Here is a 26117-nt window from a genome sequence, read left to right as displayed (position 1 = left end):
GAACTCTGCAGGTTTGAAGTCGCCAGACTCAGCCGAACTTCGGATCGAGGCTGCCCGATTTATAGCGCTTGGCCATTTCCGAGACCGGCAGCGGCTTGATCTTCTGGGCGTTGCCGGCGGTGCCGAACTCCTCGAAGCGCTGCTTGCAGAGCTTCCTCATCGCCGCCATCGCCGGCGTCAGATATTTGCGCGGGTCGAACTCGCTCGGATTTTCCGTCAGCACCTTGCGGATCGCACCGGTCAGCGCCATGCGGTTGTCGGTGTCGATGTTGATCTTGCGCACGCCGTGCTTGATGCCGCGCTGGATCTCTTCCACCGGCACGCCCCAGGTCGGCTTCATCTGGCCGCCGTATTTGTTGATGATCTCCTGCAGATCCTCCGGCACCGAGGACGAGCCGTGCATGACGAGGTGCATGTTCGGCAGCCGCCGATGGATCTCTTCGATGACGTTCATGGCCAGCACCGCGCCATCGGGTTTGCGCGAGAATTTGTAGGCGCCATGGCTGGTGCCCATCGCCACCGCCAGCGCATCGACATGCGTGTCCTTGACGAACTCCACCGCCTGTTCCGGATCGGTCAAGAGCTGGTCGTGGCTGATCGCGCCTTCGACGCCGTGGCCGTCTTCCTGCTCGCCGCCGCCGCTCTCCAGCGAACCGAGCACGCCGATCTCGCCTTCGACCGACACGCCGCCCCAATGCGCCATGTCGACGACGCGCTTGGTGATGCCGGAGTTATAGGCGTAGTCGGCCGGCGACTTGCCGTCTTCCTTGAGCGAGCCGTCCATCATCACCGAGGTGAAGCCGTACTGGATCGCGGTGACGCAGGTGGCTTCGTTGTTGCCATGGTCGAGATGCATGCAGACCGGGATGTCGGGATGGATTTCGACCAGCGCATCGATCAGCTTGGCCAGCACCACGTCATTGGCATAGGCGCGCGCACCGCGGCTTGCCTGCAGGATGACGGGCGATTTGGTCTCTTCCGCCGCCTCCATGATGGCGAGGCCCTGTTCCATGTTGTTCATGTTGAAGGCCGGCACGCCATAGCCGTATTCAGCAGCGTGATCGAGCAATTGTCTCAGTGTGATGCGAGCCAACGAATAGTCTCCCGTATCTGGTTTCAAACCTGGTGGTTGCGGACTGTCCGCACATCGTCCAGCCCACCGATGCTTCTGGCTGGATTTCGGCGCAACCGCAACCGTGACAGACCGTCCCGGCCGCAATTCTTGTTACAGCGCCGCGATCGGGGCAAGTGGAATATCCCAGGAAATTATCCCATTATCACAAAATATTTGATACTTTTGCGACGATAGCTGTTATATCCTGAGCTTTCGATCAAGGAGCCACGTTTCGGCGTTGGCGGTCGGCGGCAATGAAGAGCGATATCAGGCGGCAAGGCATCATGGAGTTTCTGATGGACGCCGGTCAGGCCGGCGTCGATGACCTCGCCTTGCGCTTTGGCGTTTCCAAGATGACCGTGCACCGCGACCTCGACGATCTCGAGGAAAGCGGTTTCCTGCGCAAGGTGCGTGGCGGCGCCTCGATCCAGCCGAGCAGCCTGTTCGAAAGCGATTTCCGCTACCGGCAAAAGCAGGCGACCGGGGAAAAGCAGCGCCTCGCGGCAGCCGCCGTGGCCATGATCGAGCCCGGCCAGACGGTAATCATCGACGACGGTTCGACAGCGGGCGGCATTGCGCGCCATCTCGCCGATCTGCGGCCGCTGACGGTGATCTCCAACAATCTGGCCGTCATCCAGGAGCTAGCCGGAGCGGGAGGCATCAACCTGATCGCGCTCGGGGGCCAATACAGCAAGAAATTCCACGGCTTCTTCGGCCTGCTCGCCGAGGACATGCTCAAATCGCTGCGCGCCGACGTCGCCTTCTTGTCCTCATCCGCCATCCATGGCGCCTCCGCCTTCCACCAGGACCAGGAGGTGGTGCAGGCCAAGCGGCTGATGATGGCGGCGGCAACCCGCAAATACCTGCTGGTCGATCACGGCAAGTTCGGCCGCACGGCGCTGCATTTTCTCACCGACCTCAAGGCGTTCGACACGGTCTTCACTGGCCGTGAGCTCGAACCGGGGTTGTACGAGGCGCTGGATGCCGCCGGTGTCTCGGTGGCCTTGGTCGGCAACTGAGTTCGGCACTGAAAGGAGCACACGTGGTGTATTGGGTCGGCACAAGCTGGAAGATGAACAAGACGCTCGCCGAGGCGCTGGATTTCGCCGAGCGCCTAGCCGGCTTCATTCCCGGTTTCGATGACCGCATCCAGCCCTTCGTCATCCCGCCTTTCACGGCGGTGCGCGAGGTCAAGCGGGCGCTGTCGTCGACGCGCATCAAGGTCGGTGCCCAGAACATGCATTGGGCCGATGCCGGCGCCTGGACCGGCGAGATCTCGCCGCTGATGCTGACCGACTGCGGGCTCGATCTGGTCGAACTCGGCCACAGCGAACGGCGCGAGCATTTTGGCGAGACCGACCGCACTGTCGGCCTGAAGACGGCGGCAGCGGTGAAGCACGGCTTGATCCCGCTGATCTGTGTCGGCGAGACACTGGCCGAGCGCGAAAGCGGCAAGGCCGATGCTGTGCTGAGCGCCCAAGTTGAAGGGGCGCTGCAATTCCTCGAAGGCGAGGCGAAGGGCGCGAAAATCCTGTTCGGCTACGAGCCGGTGTGGGCGATCGGCGACAAGGGCATTCCGGCCAGCGCCGACTATGCCGACAAGCAGCAGGCGCTGATCAAGACGGTGGCCGGCGGCCTGCTGCCGTCCGTGCCAGCGGTGCTCTATGGCGGCAGCGTCAATCCCGGCAATGCCGCCGAGTTGATCGGCCAGCCCAATATTGACGGCCTCTTCATCGGCCGCTCCGCCTGGCAGGCGGATGGCTACATCGACATTCTCGGCCGCGCTTCGGCGACGATCTGAAATCATCCAAACACGAAAGGGAAAAAACATGAAAATAGCCATTGGAGCCGACAGCGCGGGCAAGCCGCTGCTAGACGTCATCGCCGCACACCTTGCGACCAAGCCGGGCCTCACGGTCAGCGACCTCAGCCAGGCCGGCTACTATGCCGACCTGTCGCAAAAACTCGCCCAGACCATCATCGACGGCGAGAACGAGCGCGGCATCCTGTTCTGCGGCACCGGCATCGGCGTCTCGATCTCGGCAAACAAGGTGCCGGGCATCCGCGCCGCACTCACCCACGACACCTATTCGGCCGAGCGCGCGGCGAAATCCAACAACGCCCAGATCATCACCATGGGCGCCCGTGTCATCGGCCCGGAGCTGGCCAAGGCGATCGTCGATACCTGGCTCGCCTCCGAGTTCGACGAGAAGGGACCGTCGGCCGGCAATGTCCAGGCGATCGACAGGCTCGACGCCGCGAAGAGCTAAGCGAGACTGTCTCGCACCGCGCGGATGACGGTGACGGCCGACGCCGCGCCCGGGTCCATATGGCCGAGCGATCGCTCGCCGAGCCGCGAGGAGCGGCCCTTGGCGGCGATCATATCCTTGGTCGCTTCAGCACCAGACTCGGCGGCGGCGAGGGCCGCCTCGAGGCTCTGAGCCAGGGTCTTGCCGGCGACATTGGCTGCGGCGGCCGCTTCGGCCGCCGGCTGCCAGGCGTCGACCATCGTCTTTTCGCCTGGTTTCGCCTTGCCGCGATCCTTGATGCCTTGCGCCATAGCCTGGAACAGGGCGATGAAGTCCGGATCCGCCAGCGTCGCCTTGCCCTTGACGGCGGCGGCTGCGCGCATGAAGGCCGTTGCGTAGAGCGGGCCTGACGAGGCGCCGACGGCATTCAGGAACGATTTCGCTGCCATGTTGAGCAGCGCCGTCGGCTCGGTCGTTGCAAGGTCGAGCGGCGCCAGTGCATCGCGCACGGCATTGAAGCCGAGCTCCATCGCAATGCCATGGTCGGCGTCGCCAATGACACCGTCGAGCTGGCAGAGCCGGTCCCTGTCGGCCTCGATCGCCACCGCGATCGCATCGAACATTTTTTTCAGGTCGGCGGCATCGATGGTCACGGGAACGCTCTTTCGTCAGCCGGCACGGAACATGGCGCAGTCGCAGGGATGGTCGAGCATGGCCTGCAGCTCCTCGTCGAGGTGAAAAAGCGTCACCGAGGCGCCGGCCATCTCCAGCGACGTGCAGTAATTGCCGACCCAGGTCGCGTGGATGGAAACGCCGAGTGCGTCGAGCCGCTGCCTGACCCGGCGGTTCATGATGTAGAGCTCCATCAGCGGCGTCGAGCCGAGCGAATTGACCAGCACCGCGACCTTGTCGCCGCGCTTCGGCGCCATTTCGGCGAAAATCTTGTCCAGCATCTCGTCGGTGATCGCGTCGGCGGTGCCGAGCTTGCCGCGCGCGATGCCGGGTTCGCCATGGATGCCCATGCCGATCTCCATCTCGTCCGCGCCGATCTCGAAATTCGGCCGCCTTGTCTGCGGCAGCGAGCAGGGCGACAGCGCCACGCCCATGGTGAAGGTGTGGTCGTTGGCCTTGCGCGCGACGCGCTCCACCTCGTCCAGGGAGAGCATGAGGTCGCAGGCGGCACCGGCCGCCTTGAAGATGAAGAAATTGCCGGCGACGCCGCGGCGCTTGTCCCGCTGGTCACGCGGCGCCGAGGCGACGTCGTCGGTGGTCAGTACGGTTCGCACCTCGATGTCGTCCATCGCTGCCATCTCGGCCGCCATGTCGAAATTCATCACGTCGCCGGCATAGTTGCCATACATGAACAGCACGCCGGCGCCGCCGCTCACCGCCTTGGCACATTCGAGGATCGGATCGGGCGGCGGCGAAGCAAAGACATTGCCGATCGCCGCCGCGTCCGCCAGTCCCTTGCCGACAAAGCCGAGAAAGGTCGGCTCATGGCCCGAGCCGCCGCCGATCACCAGCCCGACCTTGCCGGGCCGCGGCCCGTCACGGGCGATGATCGAGCGCGGGCTGCCGTCCGCGCTCCTGAGATGGCGAGGATGCGCGGCGAGGATTCCTTCGAGCATCTCGTCGACGGCGCGATTGCCGTCATTGATAATCTTCTTGGTCTGCACCGGCATCCTCCCGACTTTTCGCAAATACTACCGGGTGTTATCGCGATTTCCACCCGGCCGGGAAGATTTCATGCCGCGATCTTTTCCCGTGCGGCGAGAATTTCCACGCAGGCCTTGGCCGCTTCCTTGCCCTTGACGGTGAAGTGCTCGAAGAAGAAGCGGTGGTGTTCGGCGCTGTCGTGATAATTGTGCGGCGTCAGCACCGCCGAAAGAACCGGCACCCCGGTCGATAGCTGCACGTTCATCATGCCGTCGATGACGGCGCTGGCGACGAACTCATGCCGGTAGATGCCGCCATTGACGACGAACGCCGTGCCGAGGATCGCGGCATAGCGCCCGGGCTCAGCCAAGGTCTTGGCGTGCAGCGGGATTTCGTAGGCGCCGGGCACGTCGAAGACATCGACGGCGAAGCGACCGCCGCCGATATCGGCCAGTTCCACCTCGAAGGCGTGTACGCATTGATCGACGATATCCGCATGCCAGCGCGCGCGAATGACGGCGATGCGAACAGTTTCATAGTCTTTGTGGGAATGCTGATTCATGGGTCCATCCTTCCGTTTCGAACCAGAATCAGGACGCACGATACGAAATCCGGCCCGCCAGGGCGGTCCGTTTTCCGTTTCGTTCTCTTTCATCCGGACTATACCGTCGGCTCCGGAATCACACCGGATCTGCTGACCTTTCCAACTCTGTTGGAAAGCGCTCGCGGGCTTGGATCGAGATCCTTACCGCCGGTGGGGACTTTCACCCCGCCCTGAGAACATTAACGGGCTTTGTATGGAAGGGCAGGGGTGCTGCTGTCAACCGCGCCAGGTCAGTGGCCAATCACGTTCTGTCGACTGGAGCAATTGTATGGAGAAATGCCTCAGCGTGTGCGCCACGCCGCCGCAGTAGTTGCAACCAGCATCAGCAGCGCAGCAACCATCGCGCAGAAGGCAAAGCCGAAGCTGGAATAGAGCGGCCCGAAGCCGGTGGTGCCGATGAAGACCGCCAGATAGGTCACCGCGCTGTTCAGGCCCATAATGGTGCCGCGCCGTGAGGGGTCGAGTGCGGAAAGGCGCATCACCAGGACATTCAGTCCGAAATGATTGGCAAGTCCCCACACCGCCACCATGGCGAGCGTCAGGCCGAAACTGTCGCTTGTCGCGGCGATGGCGACATAGACGGCGCCGACGAGAAGATAGGCGAACGGCATGACGCGCCGGGCGCCCAGCCGATCGATGACACCATCGAGAAGCGCCGCCATGCCGAAGCCCACGCCATAGGCAAGCGCAGCCAGCCCATTGGCGCTGACCGGCTCTCCCAGGCCGGCATGAAGATGGTCGCCCAGATAGCCATAAACACCGTAGAATGAGGTCATGAAGGCGGCGCAGGCAACCAGCAGCGGGAGAATGCCGGGAATGCTCAGCGCCTCCAGCGGGGCGGGCGCGGGCCCGGCCCTCCTAGCGTCGCTGAGCGACGACATGGTCAGCCCGACCCATGCTAGGGCGGCAAGCACCGCGACGGCGGCAAAGACGGCGCGCCAATGCACGAGATCGGCAAGCACGGCCGACAGCGAAACTCCGGCCACCATGCTGAGCGTCCACCCGGTCAGCACCACGCCGATGGTCCCGCTTTCGCGACCAGGCGGCGCGATCGCCGCCGAACTGGCATAGATCGCCGGCATGGCGACGCCGGCGGCGATGCCAGCGACGAGCTGAGCCGCGACCAGCATGATCAGTATCGGTGCGGCCGCGCTGGCGACGAGGGCTATGGCCAGCAACAGCAGTGCACCCTGCAGCATCCGGCGGGCGCCGAGCCGGTCGATGTAGCGGGCCAGGAACAGGGCGCTTGCCGAGGTGCCGAGCCCGAACGCAGCTGCCGCGATCATCACCACCGGTACGCTTGTTCCGAACGAGGAGGCGACGGCCGGGGCTATCGGCCCCAGGACCAGCGAATTCGAGCCGATCACGGCGATGCAGCCGGTCAGCAGATAGGCGAGGGCCGGGATCGGCGGCCTGGCATCGGCTGGCAGGGCTGTGGCTTGATTGCTGTTCGACATATCACCATAATGGCCGTATTGTATTCCGTGGCAACGGGGATTGTTGATATGGATGAAGAAACAGATACCATTCCGCGGAACACGCCAGCGCCCCGCGATGTCGATGCGATTGACCGAAAAATATTAGGCGTCCTCGTCGACGACGCCACGGTCAGCTATGCTGAACTCGGCGATCGGGTCGGTCTTTCACCACCTGCTGCCCATGAACGGGTCAAGCGCCTTCGGCGCAGCGGCGCCATTCGCGGCACCGCTGTCATCATCGACCCCAAGGCGGTGAAGAAGCCATTGCTGGCCTTCGTCCATATCGACACCAGGGGCTGGGGCAAGACCCCGGAGCTGATGGCGGTTTCGCAATATCCGGAAGTCGAGGAAATCCACACCGTCGCCGGCGATACCTGCATGTTGCTGAAGGTCCGCACGGAAGATACGAGGGCGCTCGAAGGTCTGCTCGCTCGCCTCTACGAAACACCCGGCATCACCTCGACGCGCAGCTATGTTGTGCTGTCGACCTATCTCGAGCGCCCGGTGCAGCCTGGCGTCACCGAGACATGGCCAACGCCCAAGCACATGGCCGAGCCTCTGTATTAACAGGCTGGAACGAGCCCGTGAAATGCTGGCGTTAGGCTCGTTCTGGGAACATCGCCTTCAGGCCCTCGCGCGAGGCCTTGGCGATGCCGCGTTCGGTGATCAGTCCGGTCACCAGCCGCGCCGGAGTCACATCGAAGGCCGGGTTCGCGGCCGGTGTCGCCTCGGGCGAGATGCGCACCTGGGCGATTTCGCCGGCAGCGGTCTTGCCCCAGACCAGCGAGACTTCATCCGCCGAACGCTGCTCGATCGGGATTTCGGCCAGCCCGTCATGCACCGTCCAGTCGATGGTCGGCGACGGCAGCGCGACATAGAACGGCACGTCATTGTCGGCGGCGGCCAGCGCCTTGAGATAGGTGCCGATCTTGTTGCAGACATCGCCATCGGCGGTGGTGCGGTCGGTGCCGACGATGACCATATCGATCGCGCCGCGCTGCATCAGATGGCCGCCGGCATTGTCGACGATAAGCGTGTGCGGCACGCCGTGGCCGGCCATTTCCCAGGCGGTCAGTTGGGCGCCCTGGTTGCGCGGCCGCGTCTCGTCGACATAGACGTGGACCGGAATGCCGGCTTCGGTCGCCAGGTAGATTGGCGAAGTGGCCGTGCCGTAGTCGACGGTCGCCAGCCAGCCGGCATTGCAGTGGGTCAGGATATTGACCGTCTCGCCCGGCTGTTTGCGGGCGGCGATCGCCTTGATGATGGCAAGACCGTTCTCGCCGATGGCGCGGTTCAGCTCGACATCCTCGTCGGCGATCTCGCTGGCCCGCCGATAGGCGGCTGAGGCGCGTTGTCCCATTGGCAGCGGGCGGAGGAAGCGCCGCATCTCGTCCAACGCCCAGCGCAGATTGATCGCCGTCGGGCGCGTCTCGTGCAACGTCTCCCACACGGCCTCGAGCGCTTCGTCGGAAGGGTCGTCCGCCATCTGCATGGCAACGCCATAGGCAGCGGTGACGCCGATCAGCGGCGCGCCGCGCACCCACATGTCGCGGATCGCGGTGGCGATGCCGGTGACCGTGCCGATCGTCTCGACGCGGAAATCATGCGGCAGCCAACGCTGGTCGATGATGTCGACCGAACGTCCATCGTCGCTCAGCCAGATGGTGCGATAGTGGCGGTCGCCGACGTTCAAATGCCGTTCTCCTGTTCGATCAGCGTGGCCAGGGTGTTGACCTCGTCGACGCTATGTATCTGGCGCCGGTTGACGGCGATGTGACGGCCGAATTTAAGCGCCTTCGCCTCGCAGGAGGCGCGCAGGTCCTCGTCGGCGATGGTCTCGAAATCGGCATTGTGGGCAAGGCCGAGGATACGCCTGTGCACCTCGATACCGGCAAAGCCCAGCAGGTCGGTCCAGATCTGGTGCAGGACATGGTCGAGCGCCTGTTCGGCGGCGAGCATGTCGCCCTGATCCTCGAACAGGCTCTTTTGATAGAGCATGCCGGTGCGCTCGCTTCGCCACAGATGCGAGAACTCGGTGCGGAACACTGCCCATGTCTCCGCGGTGACTCCGAGCAGATAGGAACGCATGGCATCGCGCGTGCTCTTCTGCTCATGCCCGCGCTGCGAGAAGAAGGACATCCAGAAATTGGCGAGCAACATGCCGACATCGAACGCCATCGGACCATAGAAGGCGAACTCCGGATCGATCATCCGCGTTTCCTGGTCGGTGACCATGATCGAGCCGGAATGCAAATCGCCATGCAGCAGCGTTTCGGCATTGGCGGCGAAAATATGCTTCAGCCGTTGCGCCTCGACCTTGAGGTCGCGATCGGCGCGCAGTTCGGCAACGAGGCCGTCGAGCTGCGGCGACGTATGCCGGTTCATCTTGGCGTCGAAGTAGGGATCGGAAAACACCAGGTTCTCGGTTATGTCGCAGAGGTCGACATTGTCGGCGAACAGCGCGAGATCGGCCTTGCGATCCCTGGTCACCATCGACAGGTCGGAACCACGAAACAGCGTACGGGCCATGAACAGGCCGGTATCCCTGGCGATGTTCGGCAGCTGGCGCCCGTCGATCAGGGCGCGCCTGAGAATGATGTGCGGCGGCGCCAGATACTCCATGATGATCAGCGCCTGGCCTTCATCGAAATAATAGATCGTCGGCACCGAGCCCGGCGCACGCGCCTCTTGCCTTGTCAGCGCGTGGTATTCGAAGAAGGAACGCTTCAGCGGCAGCGGCCAGCTATTGCCGACCAGGCGGACATAGGGCAGGGCCTGCTTGACCACAGCGGCACCGCTGGCGCCCTCGACGATGAACACCAGGTTGAGATTGCCGTCGCCGACCTCGCGGACATTCCATTGGGCCGTGTCCTTGCCGATCTTGGCGCACAGCGCCTCGTTGGCACCGAGGCGCGTTGCAAGCGTCTCGACCGACAGTGCTTCGAACGGCAATTTCTGAGTCATCATCATCCTCCCGCATGTGCGCTCCCGATATAACGGAGGCATGGCGGCGTGGCCAAGCTAGGAAGCGATTTGGCAATTGTCAATCGTGTTGACAATTGCCGATATTGACCATAGCGTCGGGTCAGGGAGGAACGCATGGTCGGCAATGCCGTGTTCCGCGTAGAGGGACTGAGGAAATCCTTTGGCCGTAACGAGGTGCTTGGCGGCATCTCGCTTGAGCTGCATTCCGGCGAAGTCACCGTGCTGATGGGCGCCAATGGCGCCGGCAAATCCACCCTCGTCAAGATCGTCAGCGGCGTCTATGAGCGCGGCGGCGGCGCCATGACGCTTGCCGGGCTGGAGTTCGCGCCCAACACGCCGGCGGAAGCAATCCGCGCCGGTGTCGTTACCGTCCACCAGAACATCAATGACGGCGTCGTCGCCGACCTCGATGTCGCCACCAATCTGACGCTTGACAGGCTGAGCGGCCGGGGCGTGCCGACCCTATTCAATCCGGCCCGCGTTCGCCGTGAGGCCAAGGCCGTCGCCGACCGCATGGGTTTGGCCATCGATCTCAAGGCCCGCGTCAACGACCTTTCGTTGGCCGATCGCCAGATGGTGGCGATCGCGCGTGCGCTGGCGCATCAGCCAAAAGTGCTGATCCTCGACGAGCCGACCTCCTCGCTCTCCAGCGCCGAGGCAGATCGGCTGTTTGCGCTGATCGACAGGCTGCGCGAACAAGGCGTGGCGATCCTCTATATCTCGCATCGCATGTCCGACATCAGGCGGCTTGCCGATCGCATCGTCTCGATGCGTGACGGCGTCATTTCGGGCGTCTTCGATACCAAGCCGCTCGACTATGAAGGCGCGGTCAACGCCATGCTTGGCCGTAAGATCCATCTCGACCAGATCGTTGCCAGGGACTCAGTCAAACCGGTCCTGACCGTCGAAGGCCTGCGCATCGCGCAAAGCGCCAGGCCGATTTCGCTGACGCTTGGCGATGGCGAGGTTGTTGCCATCACCGGCCTTGTCGGCGTCGGCAAGACGGCGCTTGCAGAAACGCTGTTCGGTGTGCGCAAGCCGCTCGCCGGCACCATGACGATGAACGGCAAGCCCTATGCGCCGCGCTCGGCCGGGGATGCGATCGCCGCCGGCGTGTTCCTCGTCGCCAAGGATCGTGCCACCAGCGGCATCGTCGGCGGCTTCAACATCGAGCGCAATGTCAGCCTGCCGTTCCTGAAGCGGATGTCGAATCTGAGCGTTCTCAAGCGCCGCCTCGAACGTGCCACCGCGCGCCGCCAGATCGAGGAACTCAGCATCGTCTGCCGCTCCGAGAAGGACGAGATGTCGGCATTGTCCGGCGGCAACCAGCAGAAGGTGATGGTCGCCCGCTGGATGGCGCAGAATGCCGCGCTGTTCATCCTCGACGAGCCGTTTCAGGGTGTCGACATCTCGGCCAGGCGCGACATCGCCGCCAAGCTGAGGGCGAGCGCCCACGGCCGTGCGACGCTTTTGTTCGTCACCGAACTCGACGAGGCACTGGAGACGGCCGACCGCATCCTGGTGATGTCGGAACACACGATCGTCGGCGAACACCGCAACGCCGAAGTCGATCTCGATCGCCTGCTGGCTGAGGTCGCCGGCGGGCCGCTGCACAGCGCTGCCTGAGCGTGGCGGCGGGTAGAATTGGAATGGAGAGAGCATGGGTTTGAGTTGGGTAAAGAGGGCAGCGGCGCCGGGGTGCGCTGAATGACGTTGCGCGACTACGCCATCCGTTACGGTTTCATCGTCCTGTTGTTCGGGCTGGTCGCCTATTTCGCGATCGCCGCCGACGGTTTCGTCTCGCCGCAAAGTGCCGTCTTCATCTTCCAGTCGGTCGCCATCACCGGCGTGCTGGCGCTCGGCGTCACCGCCACGCTGGTCGTCGGCGGCTTCGACCTGTCGATCGGCTCGGTCGCCACCTCGGCCATGATGGCGGCTGCCTATGTCATGGTGGTGCTCGAGCAGAACGCCGTCGTTGCGGTCGTCGTCTGCCTGCTCATCGGTGCCATTGTCGGCCTAATCAATGGCTGGCTGATCGTCTATATGCGCGTGCCCGATCTGCTGGCGACGCTCGGCATGATGTTCCTGCTTGTCGGCCTGCAGCGCATCCCGACCGAGGGCCGCTCGATCGCCACCGGCATGACCATGCCGGACGGCTCGGTTGCCAACGGCAAATTCTCCGATGCTTTCCTGGCGCTTGGCCGTCACCGCTTCGATTTCTTCATCCCGAATCTCATTCCGGTGTCGGTTGTCGTGCTGCTGGTGCTGGCCGTGCTGATCTGGTTCTTCCTCGAATACACCCGCTTCGGCCGCATGATGTATGCCGTCGGTTCAAATGAGCGCGCCGCCGAACTCGCCGGTGCGCCTGTCAAGGCATACAAGATCTGGGCCTACATTATTTCAGGAGTTTTTGCTTCGATCGGCGGCATTTTGCTCGCCGCCCGGCTTGGACGCGGCGACATCGCCTCGGGTAATAATCTGCTGCTCGATGCAGTTGCCGCGGCGCTGATCGGCTACGCGGTGCTCGGCGCCGCCAAGCCGAACGCCTTCGGCACCGCTGTCGGTGCGCTGTTCGTCGGCATCCTGCTGCAAGGCCTGACGATGATGAACGCGCCTTACTACACGCAGGATTTCGTCAAGGGCGTGGTGCTGGTCGTCGCCCTTGTCTTCACCTTTGCCCTTTCAGGCAGGGGCAGGGGATAGTTTCGACCGGACAGGATCTGGATTCAACAAGCGTGGAGGAAAACAAGGTGATTACAAGAAGACTTCTGGGCAAGGCGGCGCTCGGGCTGGCCGGCGCAACACTGCTGATGCAGTTCCCGGCGCTGGCCGCCGACAAGCCGGCGCCGTTCGACAAGCCCGGCGTCAAGATCGCGCTGGTGCGCTATCTCTCGACCGGTGACTTCTTCCAGGCCTATCTCTCGGGCGTCGAGGCGCAGTCGAAGGCGCTCGGCATCGACCTGCGCGTGCTCGACAGCCGCCAGGACGCCGCCCTTCAGTCCGACATGGTCGACCAGGCCATCGCGCTCGGCGTGCAGGGCATCATCATCCAGCACGGCCTGACGGAATCGATGAAGGACGCCGCGCAGCGCGCGGTCGACGCCGGCATCAAGGTGGTGGCTTTCGACGTCAATGTCGAAAACCCCAAGATCCCGCAGATCGAACAGTCGGACAAAGACCTGGCCCGCCTCGCGCTCGAACAGGCGGTCAAGGACAATGGCGAGAGCTGGAATGCAGGCTATGTCTATGTCGCCGGCATCGCGCCGCTCGACCGCCGCAACGAGACCTGGGTCGACGTCAAGAAAAAATATGCCGGCATCAAGGAAGTCGCGATGTTCGGCACGCTCGACAATCCGATCGCCAACTCCGTCGCCAACCAGGCGCGCTCGGTGCTGTCGGCCCACCCCGACATCAAGGTGATGTTCGCCCCCTATGACGAATTCGCCAAGGGCGTGAAGATCGCCGTCGACGAAGCCGGCCTGAACAAGGGCATCAAGATCTATTCGGCCGACATCTCGACATCGGACATATCAGCGATGCGCGAGCCCGACAGCGCCTGGGCGGCGACCGCCGCCACCAACCCGGCCGTCGTCGGCCAGGTCTCGGTGCGTGCTCTGGCGCAGCTGCTGGCCGGTGAGGACCCCGGCCACAACGTCATCGTGCCACCGACGCTGATCACCCAGAAGGAGCTGATCGACAAGGACATCAAGAACATGGAAGACCTGTCGGCCAAGCTGCCGCAGTTCGCCCATGCCGATGTCGCCATGCCTGCCTGGATGCCGAACCCGAACGCGAAGTAAGGTTCGTCACGACACATATGAAAAGGGCGGCCCATGAGCCGCCCTTTTTGTTGTCTACCGGAATGCCTACCGCAGCGCCGCCGCGATGTTGCCGCCGTCGACCGTAGTCACGTCGGCGGTGGTCCGTTCGGCCAGCGCATGATGCAGGAAGGCCTGCGCCACGTCCTGCGCCGTCACTTCCTGGCCGAGCAAATTGCCGGACATATATTCCTTCTCCGACACGCCTCGAGCGCCGGAGCGGCTGGCGATCATGGCGTCAGTCAAAATGCCCGACCGTATGCGGTCGGCGTTGACGGCGTTCGAGCGGATTCCATGGGCGCCATAGTCGAGCGCGTATTGCCTGGACAAGAACAGCGTCGCCGCCTTCGGCACGCCATAGGCGCCGAACTTCGGGCCCGGATTGACCGCCTGCTTGGAGGTGTTGAACAGAAGAGCGCCGCCGGTGCCCTGTTCGAGCATGATGCGCACGGCGTTCTGCGCCACCGACTGGTGGGCGAAGAAATTGAGCTCGAAACTCTTGCGCAGCAGCGCATCGTCGAGTTCGCCGATACGGCCTTCCCAGGCTGCACCTGCATTGGAGACGAGAATGTCGACGCCGCCGAACACGGCAACCGCTTTGTCGAAGGCGGCACGCACCTGAGCCGGGTCAGTGATGTCGGCGGCGACTCCGATCGAATTGTTTCCGGCTTTCTTGGCGGCATTCGCGGCCTTGTCGCCATCGAGATCGACGACGACGGCATGGGCGCCATTGTCGGCGAACAGTTTTGCCGTTGCCGCGCCGATCGCGCCGGCCCCGCCGGTGATCAGTACCACCTGGCCGGTCAGCGGCTTCGGCTTGTTGGAGGCAAGCTTGGCCTGCTCCAGCGACCAGTATTCGAGCGGGAACAAATCGGCCTTGGACAGCGGATGAAAACGGCCGACGGCTTCCGCGCCGCGCACCGCCTCGATCCACATCTCGCCGACATCCGACGCGACCCTGGCATCCTTCAGCGTGCGGCCATGGCCGAACATGCCGAGCCCCGGCACCAGCGTCAGCCGCGGCATCGGATCGAGCATGGTACGCTTGACGTCGTCGAGTGCGTCATTGGTTTCGAAATAGGCGCGATAGTCCTGGGCAAAGGCATCGACATGGCTCTTGATGACGGCCTTGTAGTCGCCGGCCTTGTCCGCATCGGGCGCCGGCACCGCCATCGGCCCGGTCTTGATGCGGATCGACAGATCCGGCGTCGACACACCGCGTCCGGCATAGTCGGCAATCCCTGCCGAATTGATGAAATCGACGATCGCGTCGGAGGTGCGGAAATCGGAGATCATGCGGTCGAAGCGGCCCTCGCCGCGCGCCACCGCAACCGCGCCACGCAGCATCGGCGCGATGGAAGCCGGTGTCGAGAGCTTTGCCGGCAGCGCCGCCTTTGCCGCCTTCGGCTTGGCGTTCTTGGCGACATACTCCTCGGCGACGTTCACATAGTGGATCATCCGGTCGTAGGCCTGTTTGGCGTCGTCGCCGAAGGTGAAGATGCCGTGCTTGTCGAGGATCAGGCCTTCGACTGTAGGGTCGGCGTCAAAGACGTCAGCCGCCGCCTTGGCGAGATCGAAGCCGGGCATGATGTAGGGCACATAGCCCATCTTGCTCCCGAACACCGCTTTCACCAGCGGCTTCGAGTCTTCCTGGTCGACGATCGCCAGGATGGCGGTCGAATGGGTGTGGTCGACAAATTTGTGCGGCAGGAAGGCGTGCAGCAGCGTTTCCACCGAAGGATTGGGTGAGGATGGGTCGATGAGGTTCGCCCGCTGCAGCGCCACCATGTCCTCGTCGGCGAGCTTGTCCAGCGCGCGCGCCTTGAGCAGGGCGCCCATCTTGACCGCCGGCAGGCCTTGCGGCTCGATGACGGCCATGTCCCAGCCGCTGCCCTTGACGCACAGCACGTCCCATTCGTCACCGACCAGGTCGGTCGCCTTGATCTTGCAGGAAGTGTTGCCGCCGCCATGCAGGACCAGTTGCGGCACGCCACCCAGCAGCCGCGTCGTGTAGACGCGCAGCGCGAGGTCGCGGCCGACGCCCTTCTTCGCATAGTCGGCAACGAGTTTCTCGGCCGCGTCGTCGTTCCACAAATTCTTCATGTTAGCTTCGTCCAGTTGTTGTCTTGGGTGGTGAAACAGGAATGCCGCGACGCCTTGATGACAATGCGCCGGCGAAGGGTTGCTTTTCAGGATGCTTTTTGGGGCGCCGCTCCGGCATGATCGAGCAGCCGCTGCGCCATATGCGCACCGACCACCAGATGCGTGCAAAGTCCGCCGGCGATCGCCGCCAGCAGCGGTTCGAACTTGCTGTCCTCCTGCACCACCATCAGCCGCCTGGCGATGGCACGCAGCGAGGCAAGCTCGGCGGAGATCACTCGCCTGTTATAGCTGCAGTCGAGCACCTTGCCTTCGGCATCGATGATCTGCCCGGCGATGACGCCGGCGGCACCTCGGCTGCGCAGTTCGGCCATTTCTTCTGACGTCAGCGCGCCGCATTTGACCAGATGGCTGTCGGCATCGACCGCGCCGACCGAATAAAGCGCCAAATCGCAGTCCTTGACCCCCGAAAGCTGCTCGCGGATTACCGGCTCGGCGCGCAGCGCGCGCGCCAGTTCTTCCGTCGAAAGCACCAGCGGCGCGTAGAAGTTCAACCCCTTGGCATTGAGCCGGCGCGCGATTTCCATCGTGCATTGGTCAGGCCGGTAGGAATAGGGTGCCCCGAGATTGCCGCAGAGCTGGACCACCGTGACATTCTGCAGGTCGGCATAGGACATGATGTCGGCGATCCTGTAGACGGTGCGACCCCAGGCGACGCCGATGCGGTCGCCCTTCTTGACCAGTTCGAGGAAGACACTCGCCGCCAGCACGGCAATGTCCGTCGACGGATCAGGAATATGGCCGTTCTCCGGCGCGATCCAGACTGCGTCGAGGCCCAGCGCGTCCTCGAGCTTGCGCGCCATCACATCGTCGGTGAACAGCTGGGTCGAGGTCGAGATGTTGACGATGCCGGTCTCGCGCGCCTTGCGCAGATACATGGCCACGGAAGCACGGGAAATGTTAAGCTGGCTTGCAACCTGGTCCTGCCGCAAGCCATGCGCATAATAGAGCCAGGCGGCTTTGTGTATGAGCTGTTCTGCCGGTCGGATCGCCATGCCGTCTCCTCGGGCTGACATTAGTCACGGCTCTCGACAAAAGTCAAATTGAGCGGGAGAGTGCAAACGTTCTTGCACTTGTTGATCGGGATCAAGGCGAAGCTGGCTGTGGTGTAGACAAGGCTTCCCTTAGAAGAATGGTGACGCGGCCAGGAGCCTGTGATTAGAAGTCTCCAACCAGGAAGCAAGGGGAGGCGGGATGGGCAATCCATATGAACAGGATCTCGACAGGAACGCGGCCAACCACCAGCCGCTGACGCCGCTCACCTATCTGGAGCGCGCGGCAAGGACCTATCCCGACCACATCGCCATCGTCCATGGCCGTCAGCGCATCTCCTATCGTGATTTCTGGCGCCGCTCGCTGAAGCTCGCCTCGGCGCTGCAAAAGCGCGGCATCGGCAAGGGCGACACGGTCACCGTCATGCTGTCCAACACGCCGCCGATGCTGGAGGCGCATTTCGGCGTGCCGATGACCATGGCGGTGCTGCATTCGCTCAACACCCGCCTCGATGCCGCGGTCATCGCCTTCCAGCTCGACCACGCCGAAACCAAGATACTCATCGTCGACCGGGAATTCTCAGGTGTCGTCCGGCAAGCGCTCGATCTGGCCAAGGCCAAGCCGCTGGTCATCGACTACGACGATCCCGACTACGCCGCCGATGCGCCCTATCCGAAAGGTGAGTGCATCGGCGCGCTCGACTATGAGGATTTTGTCGCCGGCGGTGATGAGGATTTCGCCTGGTCGATGCCGGACGATGAATGGGACGCCATCTCGCTCAACTACACCTCAGGCACGACAGGCAATCCGAAGGGAGTCGTCTATCACCACCGCGGTGCCGCCCTGATGGCCTACACCAACACCATCCATGCCGGCATGGCCAAGCACGCCGTCTATCTCTGGACGCTGCCGATGTTCCATTGCAATGGCTGGTGCTTCCCCTGGACGCTCGCCGTCCAGGCCGGGACCCATGTCTGCCTGCGCTGGGTGCGGCCGAAGCCGATATACGACGCCATCGCCGATCACGGCGTCACCCATCTCTGCGGCGCGCCGGTTGTCATGTCGGTGCTGATCAACGCGAAGGACGAGGACAAGCGAACGTTCGCGCAGACCGTGACCTTCAACACCGCGGCCGCGCCGCCGCCGGAAGCCGTGCTGTCGGGCATGGCAGATGCCGGCTTTGCCGTCACCCATCTCTACGGCCTGACCGAGACCTATGGTCCGGCTGTGGTCAACGAATGGCACGGCGAATGGGACAGCCTCGCAAAGGGCGAGCGCAGCGCCAAGAAGGCACGGCAGGGCGTGCGCTATGCCGCGCTCGAAGGGCTTACCATCATGGACCCCGAGACGATGCAGACGACGCCGGCCGACGGCGAGACGATCGGTGAGGTCATGTTCCGCGGTAACATCGTCATGAAGGGCTATCTCAAGAATCGCAAGGCAAGCGACGAAGCCTTCGCCGGCGGCTGGTTCCATTCCGGCGATCTCGGCGTCATGCATCCCGACGGCTACATCCAGCTCAAGGACCGCTCCAAGGACATCATCATCTCCGGTGGCGAGAACATCTCCTCGATCGAGGTCGAGGATGCGCTCTACAAACACCCGGCTGTGGCGTCATGCGGTGTGGTTGCCCGCGCCGACGACAAATGGGGCGAGGTGCCTGTTGCCTATGTCGAGTTGAAGCCCGGTAAGGCGGCGAGCGAGGCCGAGATCATCCAGCACTGCCGCGCGCTGCTTGCCCGCTTCAAAGTGCCAAAAGCGGTGATTTTCGCGGAGATACCGAAGACCTCGACGGGCAAGATCCAGAAATTCCGGCTGCGGGAAATGGCCAAGGTGGCTTAGCGCACCGTCATTCTTGCGATGGCCTTGGCAATTTGTCGCGGACCTTCCTGACTTCGTCATCCTGGGGTGGAGCAGTCGCGAAGCGACGTCGCGGAAACCCTAGGATCCATGCCGTGACCTGGCGGCCGTGCTCCAACAGTCGAGAATGGCTCGCCGCTGACGGGTGTAAACTTTTGATCCGTAGCACTTTTTGACTGACCTCCCGGCATGGATCCTAGGGTCTGCACTGCGTCGCTTCGCTCCTTGCTTCGCCCTGGGATGACGAACGCATGAGAGGCGCGCCGCCAATCGCGGGCGCCGCTTGTCGCACCCGCTCCCTGTCACCATCTGTCACTATCTTGTACGCGTACGTCGATTTCGCGTTGACATCCCGCTCTCTTCAATTTACGACTGACGAAAATTGAAATTCGTCACTTATCAAACGAAAGAGCCATGTCCGAAGCCGCCAACATAGTCGCCGATGCCGCCAGGCAGGAGAATGTGACGCGCATTCTCGACTGTGCCGAGCGCCTGTTCCGGCACTATGGCTATGGCAAGACCAATGTCGCCGACATTGCCCGCGACCTCGGCATGTCGCCGGCCAACATCTACCGTTTCTTCGCCTCCAAGGTCGAAATCCACCAGGCGGTGTGCGGCCGCATGCTCGGCGCCAGCTACAAGATGGCTTACGAGATCATGCATCTGCCGATCAGCGCTGAGGAGCGGCTGCGGCGGTACATTCACGCCCAGTATAAGATGACGCTTGAGACCATGCTCGACGAGCAAAAGGTCCATGAGATGGTCATCGTCGCGCTCGAGCGCGACTGGGCCGTCATCGACGCGCACGTCAACAGCATCCACGACCTGTTCGCCGAGGTCATCCACGAGGGTGTCGAGACCGGCGAGTTCAGGCAGCAGGATCCCGAAGCCGCCTCGCGCTGCTTCGGCGCCGCCACCGTCATCCTCTGTCACCCGCAGATGGTGGCACAGTGCCTTGCCAAGACCAACCGGGCAATGCCCGACGAACTTATCGACTACGCCATCAGAGCCTTGAAATAGCCGCCGCTCGCCGGTGTTGCCAGTCCGCCTCCAGTCGGGAGTACCACGATGTCTTTGTCCCATTCCATCATCCGCCGGTTGCCGGTCGCGGGCTTGATCGTCGGGGCGCTCGCTCTGGCCGGCTGCAGCCAGGAGAAGGCCGAGGTCAAGGACATCATCCGCCCGGTCAAGGTCGTAGAGATTGCCCAGGCTAGTGACACCCGCATGTTGTCCTATTCCGGTTCGGTGCGAGCCCGCACCGAAAGCGCCCTGGCGTTCCGGGTCAACGGCAAGATCATCGAGCGTCTCGTCGACATCGGGCAGCATGTGGCGCCGGGCGATGTGCTCGCCCGCATCGATCCCACCGATTACGACCTCTCGGTCAAGAGCGCGCAGGCCACCCTCGATGCCGCCGAGCGTCAGGTTGAGACGACAGAGCTTGCCCGCAAACGCGCCGAGCAGCTTTTCGCCAAGAATTTTTCGCCAAAATCGCAACTCGAACAGGCGACGCTGACCTATGACCAGGCGGTCGCCACGCGCGACTCTGCCCGCTCGTTGCTCGACCAGGCCAAGAACCAGGTTGGCTATACCGACCTCAAGGCTGACAAGGACGGCATCGTCACGGCGGTCAACGCCGATGTCGGCCAGGTGGTTGGCTCCGGCACGCCGGTGGTCACTGTCGCGGTCGACGGCGAAAAGGAAGTGCTGATCGCGGTGCCCGAAATGGAGATCGCCGAATTCAAGCCGGGCAAATCAGTCAAGGCCGGATTCTGGTCCGACAACACGCTGGCGCTCGACGGCAAGGTCCGCGAAGTCGCCGGCAGCGCCGATACCCAGTCGCGCACCTTTGCCGTCCGCGTCAGCCTGCCCAACGATCCGCGCGTGCTGCTCGGCATGACTGCCAATATCGAGGCCTCGGCGGCCAACGAAAAGCAACTCGTCTCGATCCCGCTGAGCGCGTTGGCTGAGAAAGACAGCCAGTCGATCGTCTGGACTGTCGATCGTGGCGCCGACACCGTTCATGCCCGCCCGGTCAAGGTCGCCGAGTTCGCTGCCGATGGCGTGCGCGTCACTGAAGGATTGAAGCCCGGCGACATCGTGGTCGCCGCCGGCACACAGTTCATGACCGAGAATCTGAAGGTGAAGCTCGCCGGCGGCGTGGCGCAGCAATCCGCCTCCGCCGAGGGCGAAGACGCCAGCCAGCTGCGCTGACGACAGACAGGTTGGCCGCGCGTTCCCGCGGCCGCAGGTTTCCGGGCGGCGTGCGCCCGAAGGTCGAGACGTCAAGGCCGATGTCCCCCCGCATCGATCTTCGCGTCCCACCGCGATGAGTGTCTCTCCACTTGGAAGGCCTCGCCGCCCGGAAGCCAGATCGAACGCAGATGATTTCGTTTCGCGCGCCGCGCTTCTTCGAAGCACCAGGCGCCGGCAACCAAGCAAAGTGGACCAGCACCGATGACGACCTCCACTGAAGAAAGGCCCCCCTTCAACCTGTCGCGCTGGGCGATCGGCCACCCCTCCATCGCGCGTTTCCTGTTCGGGCTGATCATCATCGCCGGTGCGCTCGGCCTGATGCGCATGGGCCAGAAGGAAGACCCCGACTTCACCTTCCGGGTCATGGTCGTGCAGGCGATCTGGCCGGGCTCCTCGATCAAGGAGATGGAAGATCAGGTCGTCAACAAGATCGAGCGCAAGCTGCAGGAAACGCCGCACCTCGACTTCGTGCGCTCCTTCACCCGCGCCGGCAGCGCCATCATCACCGTGCAGATCAAGGGCGACACCAACGCCGCCGAGGTGACGGACGCCTTCTATCAGGTGCGCAAGAAGGTCGGCGACATATCTGGTGACCTGCCGCAAGGCCTGCTCGGCCCGTACTTCAACGACGAGTTCGGCGACACCTTCATCACGCTGCATTCGATCAGCGGCGACGGTTTCTCCTATCCCGAGCTGAAGAAGTTCGCCATCCAGGCGCGTGACATGCTGTTGACGACATCAGGCGTCGAGAAGGCGGTCATCATCGGCGACCAGCCGGAAAAACTCTATATCGACGTTTCGTCCAAGGCGCTGGCCGAGCGCGGCCTGACGCTGACCGACCTGCAGAACGCGATCAAGGGCCAGAACAATGTCGATCCGGCCGGGTCCGTCGACACCGGTGTGAATTCGGTGCGCATCTCGGTCGAAGGCGACGTCACCAAGGCCGCCGATATCAGGGAATTGCGCTTGCGCGCCGGCGGACAGGTCACCCGGCTCGGCGACATCGCCACGGTGACATCGGGGCTCGAAGATCCCTTCCAGCGCAAATACCGTTTCAACGGTCATGACAGCGTGCAGCTTGGCGTCGTCATGGCCAAGGGCTTCAAGGTCACCGATGTCGGCAAGGATGTAGAGGCGACCTACAAGCGCTTCGAGGAGGCGCTGCCTTATGGCGTGTCGGTCGACCAGATTTCCGACCAGCCGGGCGTCGTCACGGATGCGGTCGCCGAATTCATGCATGCGCTCGGTGAAGCGCTGCTGATCGTGCTTGTCGTCTCTTTCCTGTCGATCGGCTGGCGTTCGGGCCTGGTCATCGCCATCGCCATTCCGCTGGTTCTGGCAGCCACTTTCGCCATAATGTACGAGCTCGGCATCGACCTGCAGCGCATTTCGCTGGGCGCCCTGATCATCGCGCTCGGCCTGCTTGTCGACGACGCCATGATCGTCGTCGAGATGATGGAGCGCAAGCTGGAGGAGGGGCTGGTCAAGATCGAGGCCGCGAGCTTCGCCTATTCCTCGACCGCCTTCCCGATGCTGACCGGCACGCTGATCACCACCGCCGGCTTCATCCCGGTCGGCTTCGCCGCCTCGACGGCCGGTGAATATGTGCGCACTTTATTCTATGTCGTCGGCATCGCGCTGATCGTGTCATGGTTCGTCGCGGTCTATTTCACGCCGTGGCTCGGCTACATGATCCTCAAGCAGCGCAAGCATGCCGGCAGCCATCACGATGCCTTCGATACGCGCTTCTACCGCCGGCTTCGTTCGACCGTCGGCTGGGCGGTGCGCCATCGCATCATCGTCCTGGTGATGACGCTGGTGACTTTCGGCACCAGCCTGTGGGCATTCCAGTTCATCCCGCAGAACTTCTTCCCGCAATCGTCGCGGCCGGAAATCCTCGTCGACCTCTGGCTGCCGGAAGGCACCAGCATCAAGGAGGTCGAGGTGCAGGCCAAGGCGCTTGAAGCCAAGATGATGGACGACAAGGACAAGCGCTTCATCGCCACCTATATCGGCGAAGGCGCGCCCCGTTTCTTCCTGCCGCTCGACCAGCAGCTCGCCAACCCGAACTTCGCCCAGATGCTGGTGATGGCCAATGACGAGCCGGCGCGCGAGCGCCTGATCGTCAAGCTGCGCACCGTGCTGGCAGAAGACTTCCCCTCGATCCGCGGCAAGGTTGACCGCCTGTTCCTCGGCCCGCCGACCGGCTGGCCGGTGCAGATGCGCGTCATGGGCCCGGATCGCCAGGAGGTGCGCCGCATCGCCGATCAGGTGAAGGCGAAGTTCCGCGAGGATCCGCTGCTGGGCGCCGTCCATGACGATTGGCTCGAACCCGTCCCGGCTATGAAGCTGGTGATCGACCAGGATCGTGCCCGTGCGCTCGGCGTCACCTCGCAGCGCATCCGCCAGATGCTGCAGGCATCGATGTCCGGTGCGCCGCTCGATGACTTCCGCGACGGCGAGGAGACGGTCTCCATCGTCGCTCGCGAGCCGGACGCCAGCCGCAGCCTGCTGTCCTCGGTCGACTCGGTCTATATCCCGACTGATTTCGGCGGCTTCGTGCCGCTGTCGCAGGTGGCCAAGGTCGTGCCGGTGCTCGATCAAGGCATCGAGTGGCGCCGTGACCGCCTGCCGACCATCAGCGTACGCGCCACGCTGCCCGACGGCGTGCAGTCCAACGACGTCGTCACCAAGATGTACAAGGACATGCAGGGCCTGCGCGACGGCCTGGCGCCCGGCTACAAGATCGAGATCCAGGGCGGCGCCGAGGATTCGGCTGAAAGCCAGGCTTCGATCGCCGCCAAGGCGCCGATCATGCTGGCCATCATCGTCGTGCTGCTGATGATCCAGCTGCAGAATTTCGGCAAGGCGATGTTGGTGCTGGCCACCGGTCCGCTCGGCATCATCGGCGCTGCCGCGGCATTGCTGATCAGCGGCGCGCCGTTCGGCTTCGTTGCCATCCTCGGCGTCATCGCGCTGCTCGGCATCATCATGCGCAACTCGATCATCCTGGTCGACCAGATCGACCAGGACATTGCGAGAGGCATGGACCGCTCCGAAGCGATCATCGGCTCCGCTGTCCGTCGTTTCCGGCCGATTGTGCTGACGGCGATGACGGCGGTGCTGGCGCTGATCCCGATCTCGCGCGCCGTGTTCTGGGGGCCGCTCGCCTACGCCATGATGGGCGGCATCGTGGTCGCCACCGTGCTGACCATTCTCGTCCTGCCGGCGGGCTATGCCCTGTTCTTCGGCCGCGAGCCCAAGAAGACAGTGAACAGCGAGCAGGCGCCCGAACCAGAACTGGCCACCGAGAGGCCGCAGCTGGCCTTGGCCGCGGAATAGAGCGGTTCCATCGCATCATCCGCCGTCGGCGATGGCGGATGATGCCGTGTGACGGCTGGTCCGTCACGCCGATGAAAATGCTCCCTGGAGCGGATTCTGCAAAACAGAATTCCTTCCCAGGACCGCAAAGCGGTCCCATCCTGCGTCATTATGGAGCGGCAACGCTCGTCCTCATCAGGGTGTCTTCCCATGGCAGAAAAACGGCAATTGCGGCTTGGTGCCTTCATGCGCCCGGTCAGCTTGCACACCGGCGCCTGGCGCTATCCCGGCGCCTATCCCGACGCCAACTTCAACTTCGCGCATCTGAAGCGCTTCGCGCAGACGCTGGAGGCGGCAAAGTTCGACGCCTTCTTCATGGCCGACCATCTGGCCGTGCTCAACATGCCGATCGAGGCGCTGCGGCGCAGCCACACGGTGACTTCGTTCGAGCCGTTCACGCTGCTGTCGGCGCTTGCTGCCGTCACCGACCATATCGGGCTGATCGCCACCGCATCGACGACCTTTGACGCGCCCTATCACATAGCCCGCCGCTTCGCGTCGCTCGACCACATCAGCGGCGGTCGTGCCGGCTGGAACATCGTCACCACGTCCAACCCTGATGCCGCGCTGAACTTCGGTCTCGACGAGCATGTCGAGCATGACGAGCGCTACCACCGGGCGCGGGAATTCTACGATGTCGTGACCGGCCTGTGGGACAGTTTTACCGACGATGCCTTCATCCGCGACGCCGAAAGCGGTCTCTATTTCGACCCCGCCAAACTGCATGTGCTTGACCATAAAGGTGAACACCTCTCCGTGCGCGGCCCGCTCAACATTGCGCGGCCGGTGCAGGGCTGGCCGGTCATCGTCCAGGCCGGCGCCTCGGAAGCGGGGCGGCAACTGGCCGCCGAGACGGCCGAGGTGATTTTCGCCGCCCATGGCGATCTTGCCGCCGGCCAACGCTTCTTTGCCGACATCAAGGGCCGAGCCCAGAAACTCGGCCGCTCGCGCGACGATATCAAGATCCTGCCTGGTGCTTTTGTCATCGTCGGCGACAGCATCGAGGAGGCAAAGGCCAAGCGGGCGAAGCTCGACAGCCTCGTCTACTACGAGAGCGGCATTGCCTCGTTGTCGATCGCGCTTGGGCATGACGCGTCGGCCTTTGATCCCGACGCGGCCATGCCGGAGATACCGGAGACCAATGCCTCGAAGAGCAGCCGCGAGCGGGTCATTGAACTGGCGCGGAACGAAAACCTGACGGTGCGCCAGCTTGCCCAGCGACTGGGCGGCTATTCCGGCCTCGCTTTCGTCGGCACGCCGCAAACCATTGCCGACGAGATGGAGGATTGGCTGGTGACTGAGGGATCGGACGGCTTCAACATCATGTTTCCCTATCTGCCCGCCGGGCTCGACGATTTCGCCGAGAAGGTGGTGCCTGAACTGCAGCGGCGAGGGCTCTTCAGGCGCGAATATGAGGGAACGACCTTGCGCGAGAATCTCGGCCTGAAGCGGCCGCCCAACCGATTCTTCGACGATGCGAAAGAGACGATCCGCAAGGCCGGCTGAGGCTCATCGTGAAGACAAACGGGCGCGCCGAGGCGCGCCCATTTCTTTTGCGCTTAGTCG

The 26117-nt window shown here is 63.4% G+C and carries 21 protein-coding genes and 1 riboswitch; of the genes, 12 read left to right on the top strand and 9 right to left on the bottom strand.

Annotated elements, in window-relative coordinates; translation table 11 throughout:
* Positions 1-28: 28 nt before the first annotated feature.
* On the bottom strand, positions 29-1093 hold the full coding sequence (fba, locus tag HGP13_RS28425; RefSeq protein ID WP_115143709.1) for a class II fructose-bisphosphate aldolase: 1065 nt from the start codon (positions 1091-1093) through the stop codon (positions 29-31).
* 275 nt (positions 1094-1368) lie between these two features.
* Here fba and HGP13_RS28420 point away from each other — a divergent pair, with 275 nt between their 5' ends.
* The 3 genes from HGP13_RS28420 to HGP13_RS28410 are packed head-to-tail and all read left to right on the top strand — an operon-like array spanning position 1369 to position 3384.
* Positions 1369-2133, top strand: a complete 765-nt coding sequence (locus tag HGP13_RS28420) for a DeoR/GlpR family DNA-binding transcription regulator (RefSeq protein ID WP_172231822.1) — start codon at positions 1369-1371, stop codon at positions 2131-2133.
* A gap of 23 nt (positions 2134-2156) precedes the next feature.
* The gene (locus HGP13_RS28415; RefSeq protein WP_172231819.1) at positions 2157-2915 is read left to right on the top strand and encodes a triose-phosphate isomerase; all 759 of its coding nucleotides are present in this window, start codon (positions 2157-2159) and stop codon (positions 2913-2915) included.
* Positions 2916-2943: 28 nt separating this feature from the next.
* Positions 2944-3384 (top strand): RpiB/LacA/LacB family sugar-phosphate isomerase, encoded by a 441-nt coding sequence (locus tag HGP13_RS28410; RefSeq protein WP_172231816.1) that lies wholly within the window; start codon positions 2944-2946, stop codon positions 3382-3384.
* Here the strand turns inward: HGP13_RS28410 and dhaL are convergent.
* From dhaL to HGP13_RS28390, 4 genes are all read right to left on the bottom strand, one after another.
* Positions 3381-4016, bottom strand: coding sequence for a dihydroxyacetone kinase subunit DhaL (gene dhaL / locus HGP13_RS28405; RefSeq protein ID WP_172231813.1), 636 nt, complete (start codon positions 4014-4016; stop codon positions 3381-3383). The two genes, HGP13_RS28410 and dhaL, sit on opposite strands and share 4 nt — an antisense overlap.
* Before the next feature lie 15 nt (positions 4017-4031).
* Entirely contained in the window at positions 4032-5045 is a 1014-nt protein-coding gene (locus tag HGP13_RS28400) for a dihydroxyacetone kinase subunit DhaK (protein ID WP_172231810.1), read from the bottom strand.
* 62 nt (positions 5046-5107) lie between these two features.
* Complete coding sequence (locus HGP13_RS28395; protein WP_172231807.1) at positions 5108-5581, bottom strand: 6,7-dimethyl-8-ribityllumazine synthase; 474 nt, start codon at positions 5579-5581, stop codon at positions 5108-5110.
* A 77-nt stretch (positions 5582-5658) separates the two neighbouring features.
* A riboswitch (FMN riboswitch) is annotated at positions 5659-5805 on the bottom strand.
* A gap of 99 nt (positions 5806-5904) precedes the next feature.
* Complete coding sequence (locus HGP13_RS28390) at positions 5905-7080, bottom strand: MFS transporter (protein ID WP_172231804.1); 1176 nt, start codon at positions 7078-7080, stop codon at positions 5905-5907.
* Positions 7081-7128: 48 nt separating this feature from the next.
* Here HGP13_RS28390 and HGP13_RS28385 point away from each other — a divergent pair, with 48 nt between their 5' ends.
* Positions 7129-7668, top strand: coding sequence for an Lrp/AsnC family transcriptional regulator (locus HGP13_RS28385; RefSeq protein ID WP_172231801.1), 540 nt, complete (start codon positions 7129-7131; stop codon positions 7666-7668).
* Between the two features lie 31 nt (positions 7669-7699).
* Here HGP13_RS28385 and mtnA read toward each other — a convergent pair whose 3' ends face one another.
* Together mtnA and mtnK are read right to left on the bottom strand one after the other, a co-directional pair.
* Positions 7700-8794: an S-methyl-5-thioribose-1-phosphate isomerase gene (mtnA, locus tag HGP13_RS28380; RefSeq protein WP_172231798.1), complete on the bottom strand. Its 1095-nt coding sequence runs from the start codon at positions 8792-8794 to the stop codon at positions 7700-7702.
* A complete protein-coding gene (gene mtnK / locus HGP13_RS28375) occupies positions 8791-10065 on the bottom strand; it encodes an S-methyl-5-thioribose kinase (protein ID WP_172231795.1) in 1275 nt (424 codons plus the stop codon). The genes mtnA and mtnK overlap by 4 nt, the downstream gene beginning before the upstream one ends.
* 135 nt (positions 10066-10200) lie before the next feature.
* Here mtnK and HGP13_RS28370 point away from each other — a divergent pair, with 135 nt between their 5' ends.
* The 3 genes from HGP13_RS28370 (at position 10201) to HGP13_RS28360 (ending at position 13886) form a co-directional block, all read left to right on the top strand.
* Positions 10201-11712, top strand: coding sequence for a sugar ABC transporter ATP-binding protein (locus HGP13_RS28370; RefSeq protein ID WP_172231792.1), 1512 nt, complete (start codon positions 10201-10203; stop codon positions 11710-11712).
* 81 nt (positions 11713-11793) lie between these two features.
* Positions 11794-12789, top strand: a complete 996-nt coding sequence (locus tag HGP13_RS28365) for an ABC transporter permease (protein WP_172231789.1) — start codon at positions 11794-11796, stop codon at positions 12787-12789.
* Between the two features lie 107 nt (positions 12790-12896).
* Complete coding sequence (locus tag HGP13_RS28360) at positions 12897-13886, top strand: substrate-binding domain-containing protein (RefSeq protein WP_246707473.1); 990 nt, start codon at positions 12897-12899, stop codon at positions 13884-13886.
* Between the two features lie 66 nt (positions 13887-13952).
* Here HGP13_RS28360 and HGP13_RS28355 read toward each other — a convergent pair whose 3' ends face one another.
* Positions 13953-16007, bottom strand: coding sequence for a bifunctional aldolase/short-chain dehydrogenase (locus HGP13_RS28355; RefSeq protein WP_172231783.1), 2055 nt, complete (start codon positions 16005-16007; stop codon positions 13953-13955).
* A gap of 86 nt (positions 16008-16093) precedes the next feature.
* Positions 16094-17059 carry a sugar-binding transcriptional regulator gene (locus HGP13_RS28350; RefSeq protein ID WP_172231780.1) on the bottom strand — a complete coding sequence of 322 codons (966 nt, stop codon included), beginning with the start codon at positions 17057-17059 and terminating at the stop codon, positions 16094-16096.
* A gap of 199 nt (positions 17060-17258) precedes the next feature.
* Here HGP13_RS28350 and HGP13_RS28345 point away from each other — a divergent pair, with 199 nt between their 5' ends.
* The 5 genes from HGP13_RS28345 (at position 17259) to HGP13_RS28325 (ending at position 26057) form a co-directional block, all read left to right on the top strand.
* Positions 17259-18899 carry an acyl-CoA synthetase gene (locus HGP13_RS28345; RefSeq protein WP_172231777.1) on the top strand — a complete coding sequence of 547 codons (1641 nt, stop codon included), beginning with the start codon at positions 17259-17261 and terminating at the stop codon, positions 18897-18899.
* A 432-nt stretch (positions 18900-19331) separates the two neighbouring features.
* Positions 19332-19937 carry a TetR family transcriptional regulator gene (locus HGP13_RS28340; protein WP_172231774.1) on the top strand — a complete coding sequence of 202 codons (606 nt, stop codon included), beginning with the start codon at positions 19332-19334 and terminating at the stop codon, positions 19935-19937.
* Between the two features lie 48 nt (positions 19938-19985).
* Positions 19986-21128 (top strand): efflux RND transporter periplasmic adaptor subunit, encoded by a 1143-nt coding sequence (locus HGP13_RS28335; protein WP_172231771.1) that lies wholly within the window; start codon positions 19986-19988, stop codon positions 21126-21128.
* A gap of 243 nt (positions 21129-21371) precedes the next feature.
* A complete protein-coding gene (locus HGP13_RS28330; RefSeq protein ID WP_172231768.1) occupies positions 21372-24512 on the top strand; it encodes an efflux RND transporter permease subunit in 3141 nt (1046 codons plus the stop codon).
* Between the two features lie 189 nt (positions 24513-24701).
* Positions 24702-26057: an LLM class flavin-dependent oxidoreductase gene (locus HGP13_RS28325; protein WP_172231765.1), complete on the top strand. Its 1356-nt coding sequence runs from the start codon at positions 24702-24704 to the stop codon at positions 26055-26057.
* Positions 26058-26117 lie beyond the last annotated feature (60 nt).

This window comes from Mesorhizobium sp. NZP2077, from assembly GCF_013170805.1.
GTDB lineage: Bacteria > Pseudomonadota > Alphaproteobacteria > Rhizobiales > Rhizobiaceae > Mesorhizobium.
This window is presented reverse-complemented; position numbering and strand designations above follow the sequence as displayed.

Bases quoted from the DNA above. Each gene is read 5' to 3' on its own strand.
- HGP13_RS28365 (WP_172231789.1), top strand. From the start codon at position 11,794: ATGACGTTGCGCGACTACGCCATCCGTTACGGTTTCATCGTCCTGTTG.
- HGP13_RS28395 (WP_172231807.1), bottom strand. From the start codon at position 5,581: ATGAATCAGCATTCCCACAAAGACTATGAAACTGTTCGCATCGCCGTC.
- HGP13_RS28340 (WP_172231774.1), top strand. From the start codon at position 19,332: ATGTCCGAAGCCGCCAACATAGTCGCCGATGCCGCCAGGCAGGAGAAT.
- HGP13_RS28325 (WP_172231765.1), top strand. From the start codon at position 24,702: ATGGCAGAAAAACGGCAATTGCGGCTTGGTGCCTTCATGCGCCCGGTC.
- HGP13_RS28420 (WP_172231822.1), top strand. From the start codon at position 1,369: ATGAAGAGCGATATCAGGCGGCAAGGCATCATGGAGTTTCTGATGGAC.
- HGP13_RS28350 (WP_172231780.1), bottom strand. From the start codon at position 17,059: ATGGCGATCCGACCGGCAGAACAGCTCATACACAAAGCCGCCTGGCTC.
- HGP13_RS28385 (WP_172231801.1), top strand. From the start codon at position 7,129: ATGGATGAAGAAACAGATACCATTCCGCGGAACACGCCAGCGCCCCGC.
- HGP13_RS28335 (WP_172231771.1), top strand. From the start codon at position 19,986: ATGTCTTTGTCCCATTCCATCATCCGCCGGTTGCCGGTCGCGGGCTTG.
- HGP13_RS28345 (WP_172231777.1), top strand. From the start codon at position 17,259: ATGGGCAATCCATATGAACAGGATCTCGACAGGAACGCGGCCAACCAC.
- HGP13_RS28360 (WP_246707473.1), top strand. From the start codon at position 12,897: ATGCAGTTCCCGGCGCTGGCCGCCGACAAGCCGGCGCCGTTCGACAAG.
- HGP13_RS28390 (WP_172231804.1), bottom strand. From the start codon at position 7,080: ATGTCGAACAGCAATCAAGCCACAGCCCTGCCAGCCGATGCCAGGCCG.
- HGP13_RS28330 (WP_172231768.1), top strand. From the start codon at position 21,372: ATGACGACCTCCACTGAAGAAAGGCCCCCCTTCAACCTGTCGCGCTGG.
- HGP13_RS28370 (WP_172231792.1), top strand. From the start codon at position 10,201: ATGGTCGGCAATGCCGTGTTCCGCGTAGAGGGACTGAGGAAATCCTTT.
- mtnK (WP_172231795.1), bottom strand. From the start codon at position 10,065: ATGACTCAGAAATTGCCGTTCGAAGCACTGTCGGTCGAGACGCTTGCA.
- HGP13_RS28410 (WP_172231816.1), top strand. From the start codon at position 2,944: ATGAAAATAGCCATTGGAGCCGACAGCGCGGGCAAGCCGCTGCTAGAC.
- HGP13_RS28355 (WP_172231783.1), bottom strand. From the start codon at position 16,007: ATGAAGAATTTGTGGAACGACGACGCGGCCGAGAAACTCGTTGCCGAC.
- HGP13_RS28400 (WP_172231810.1), bottom strand. From the start codon at position 5,045: ATGCCGGTGCAGACCAAGAAGATTATCAATGACGGCAATCGCGCCGTC.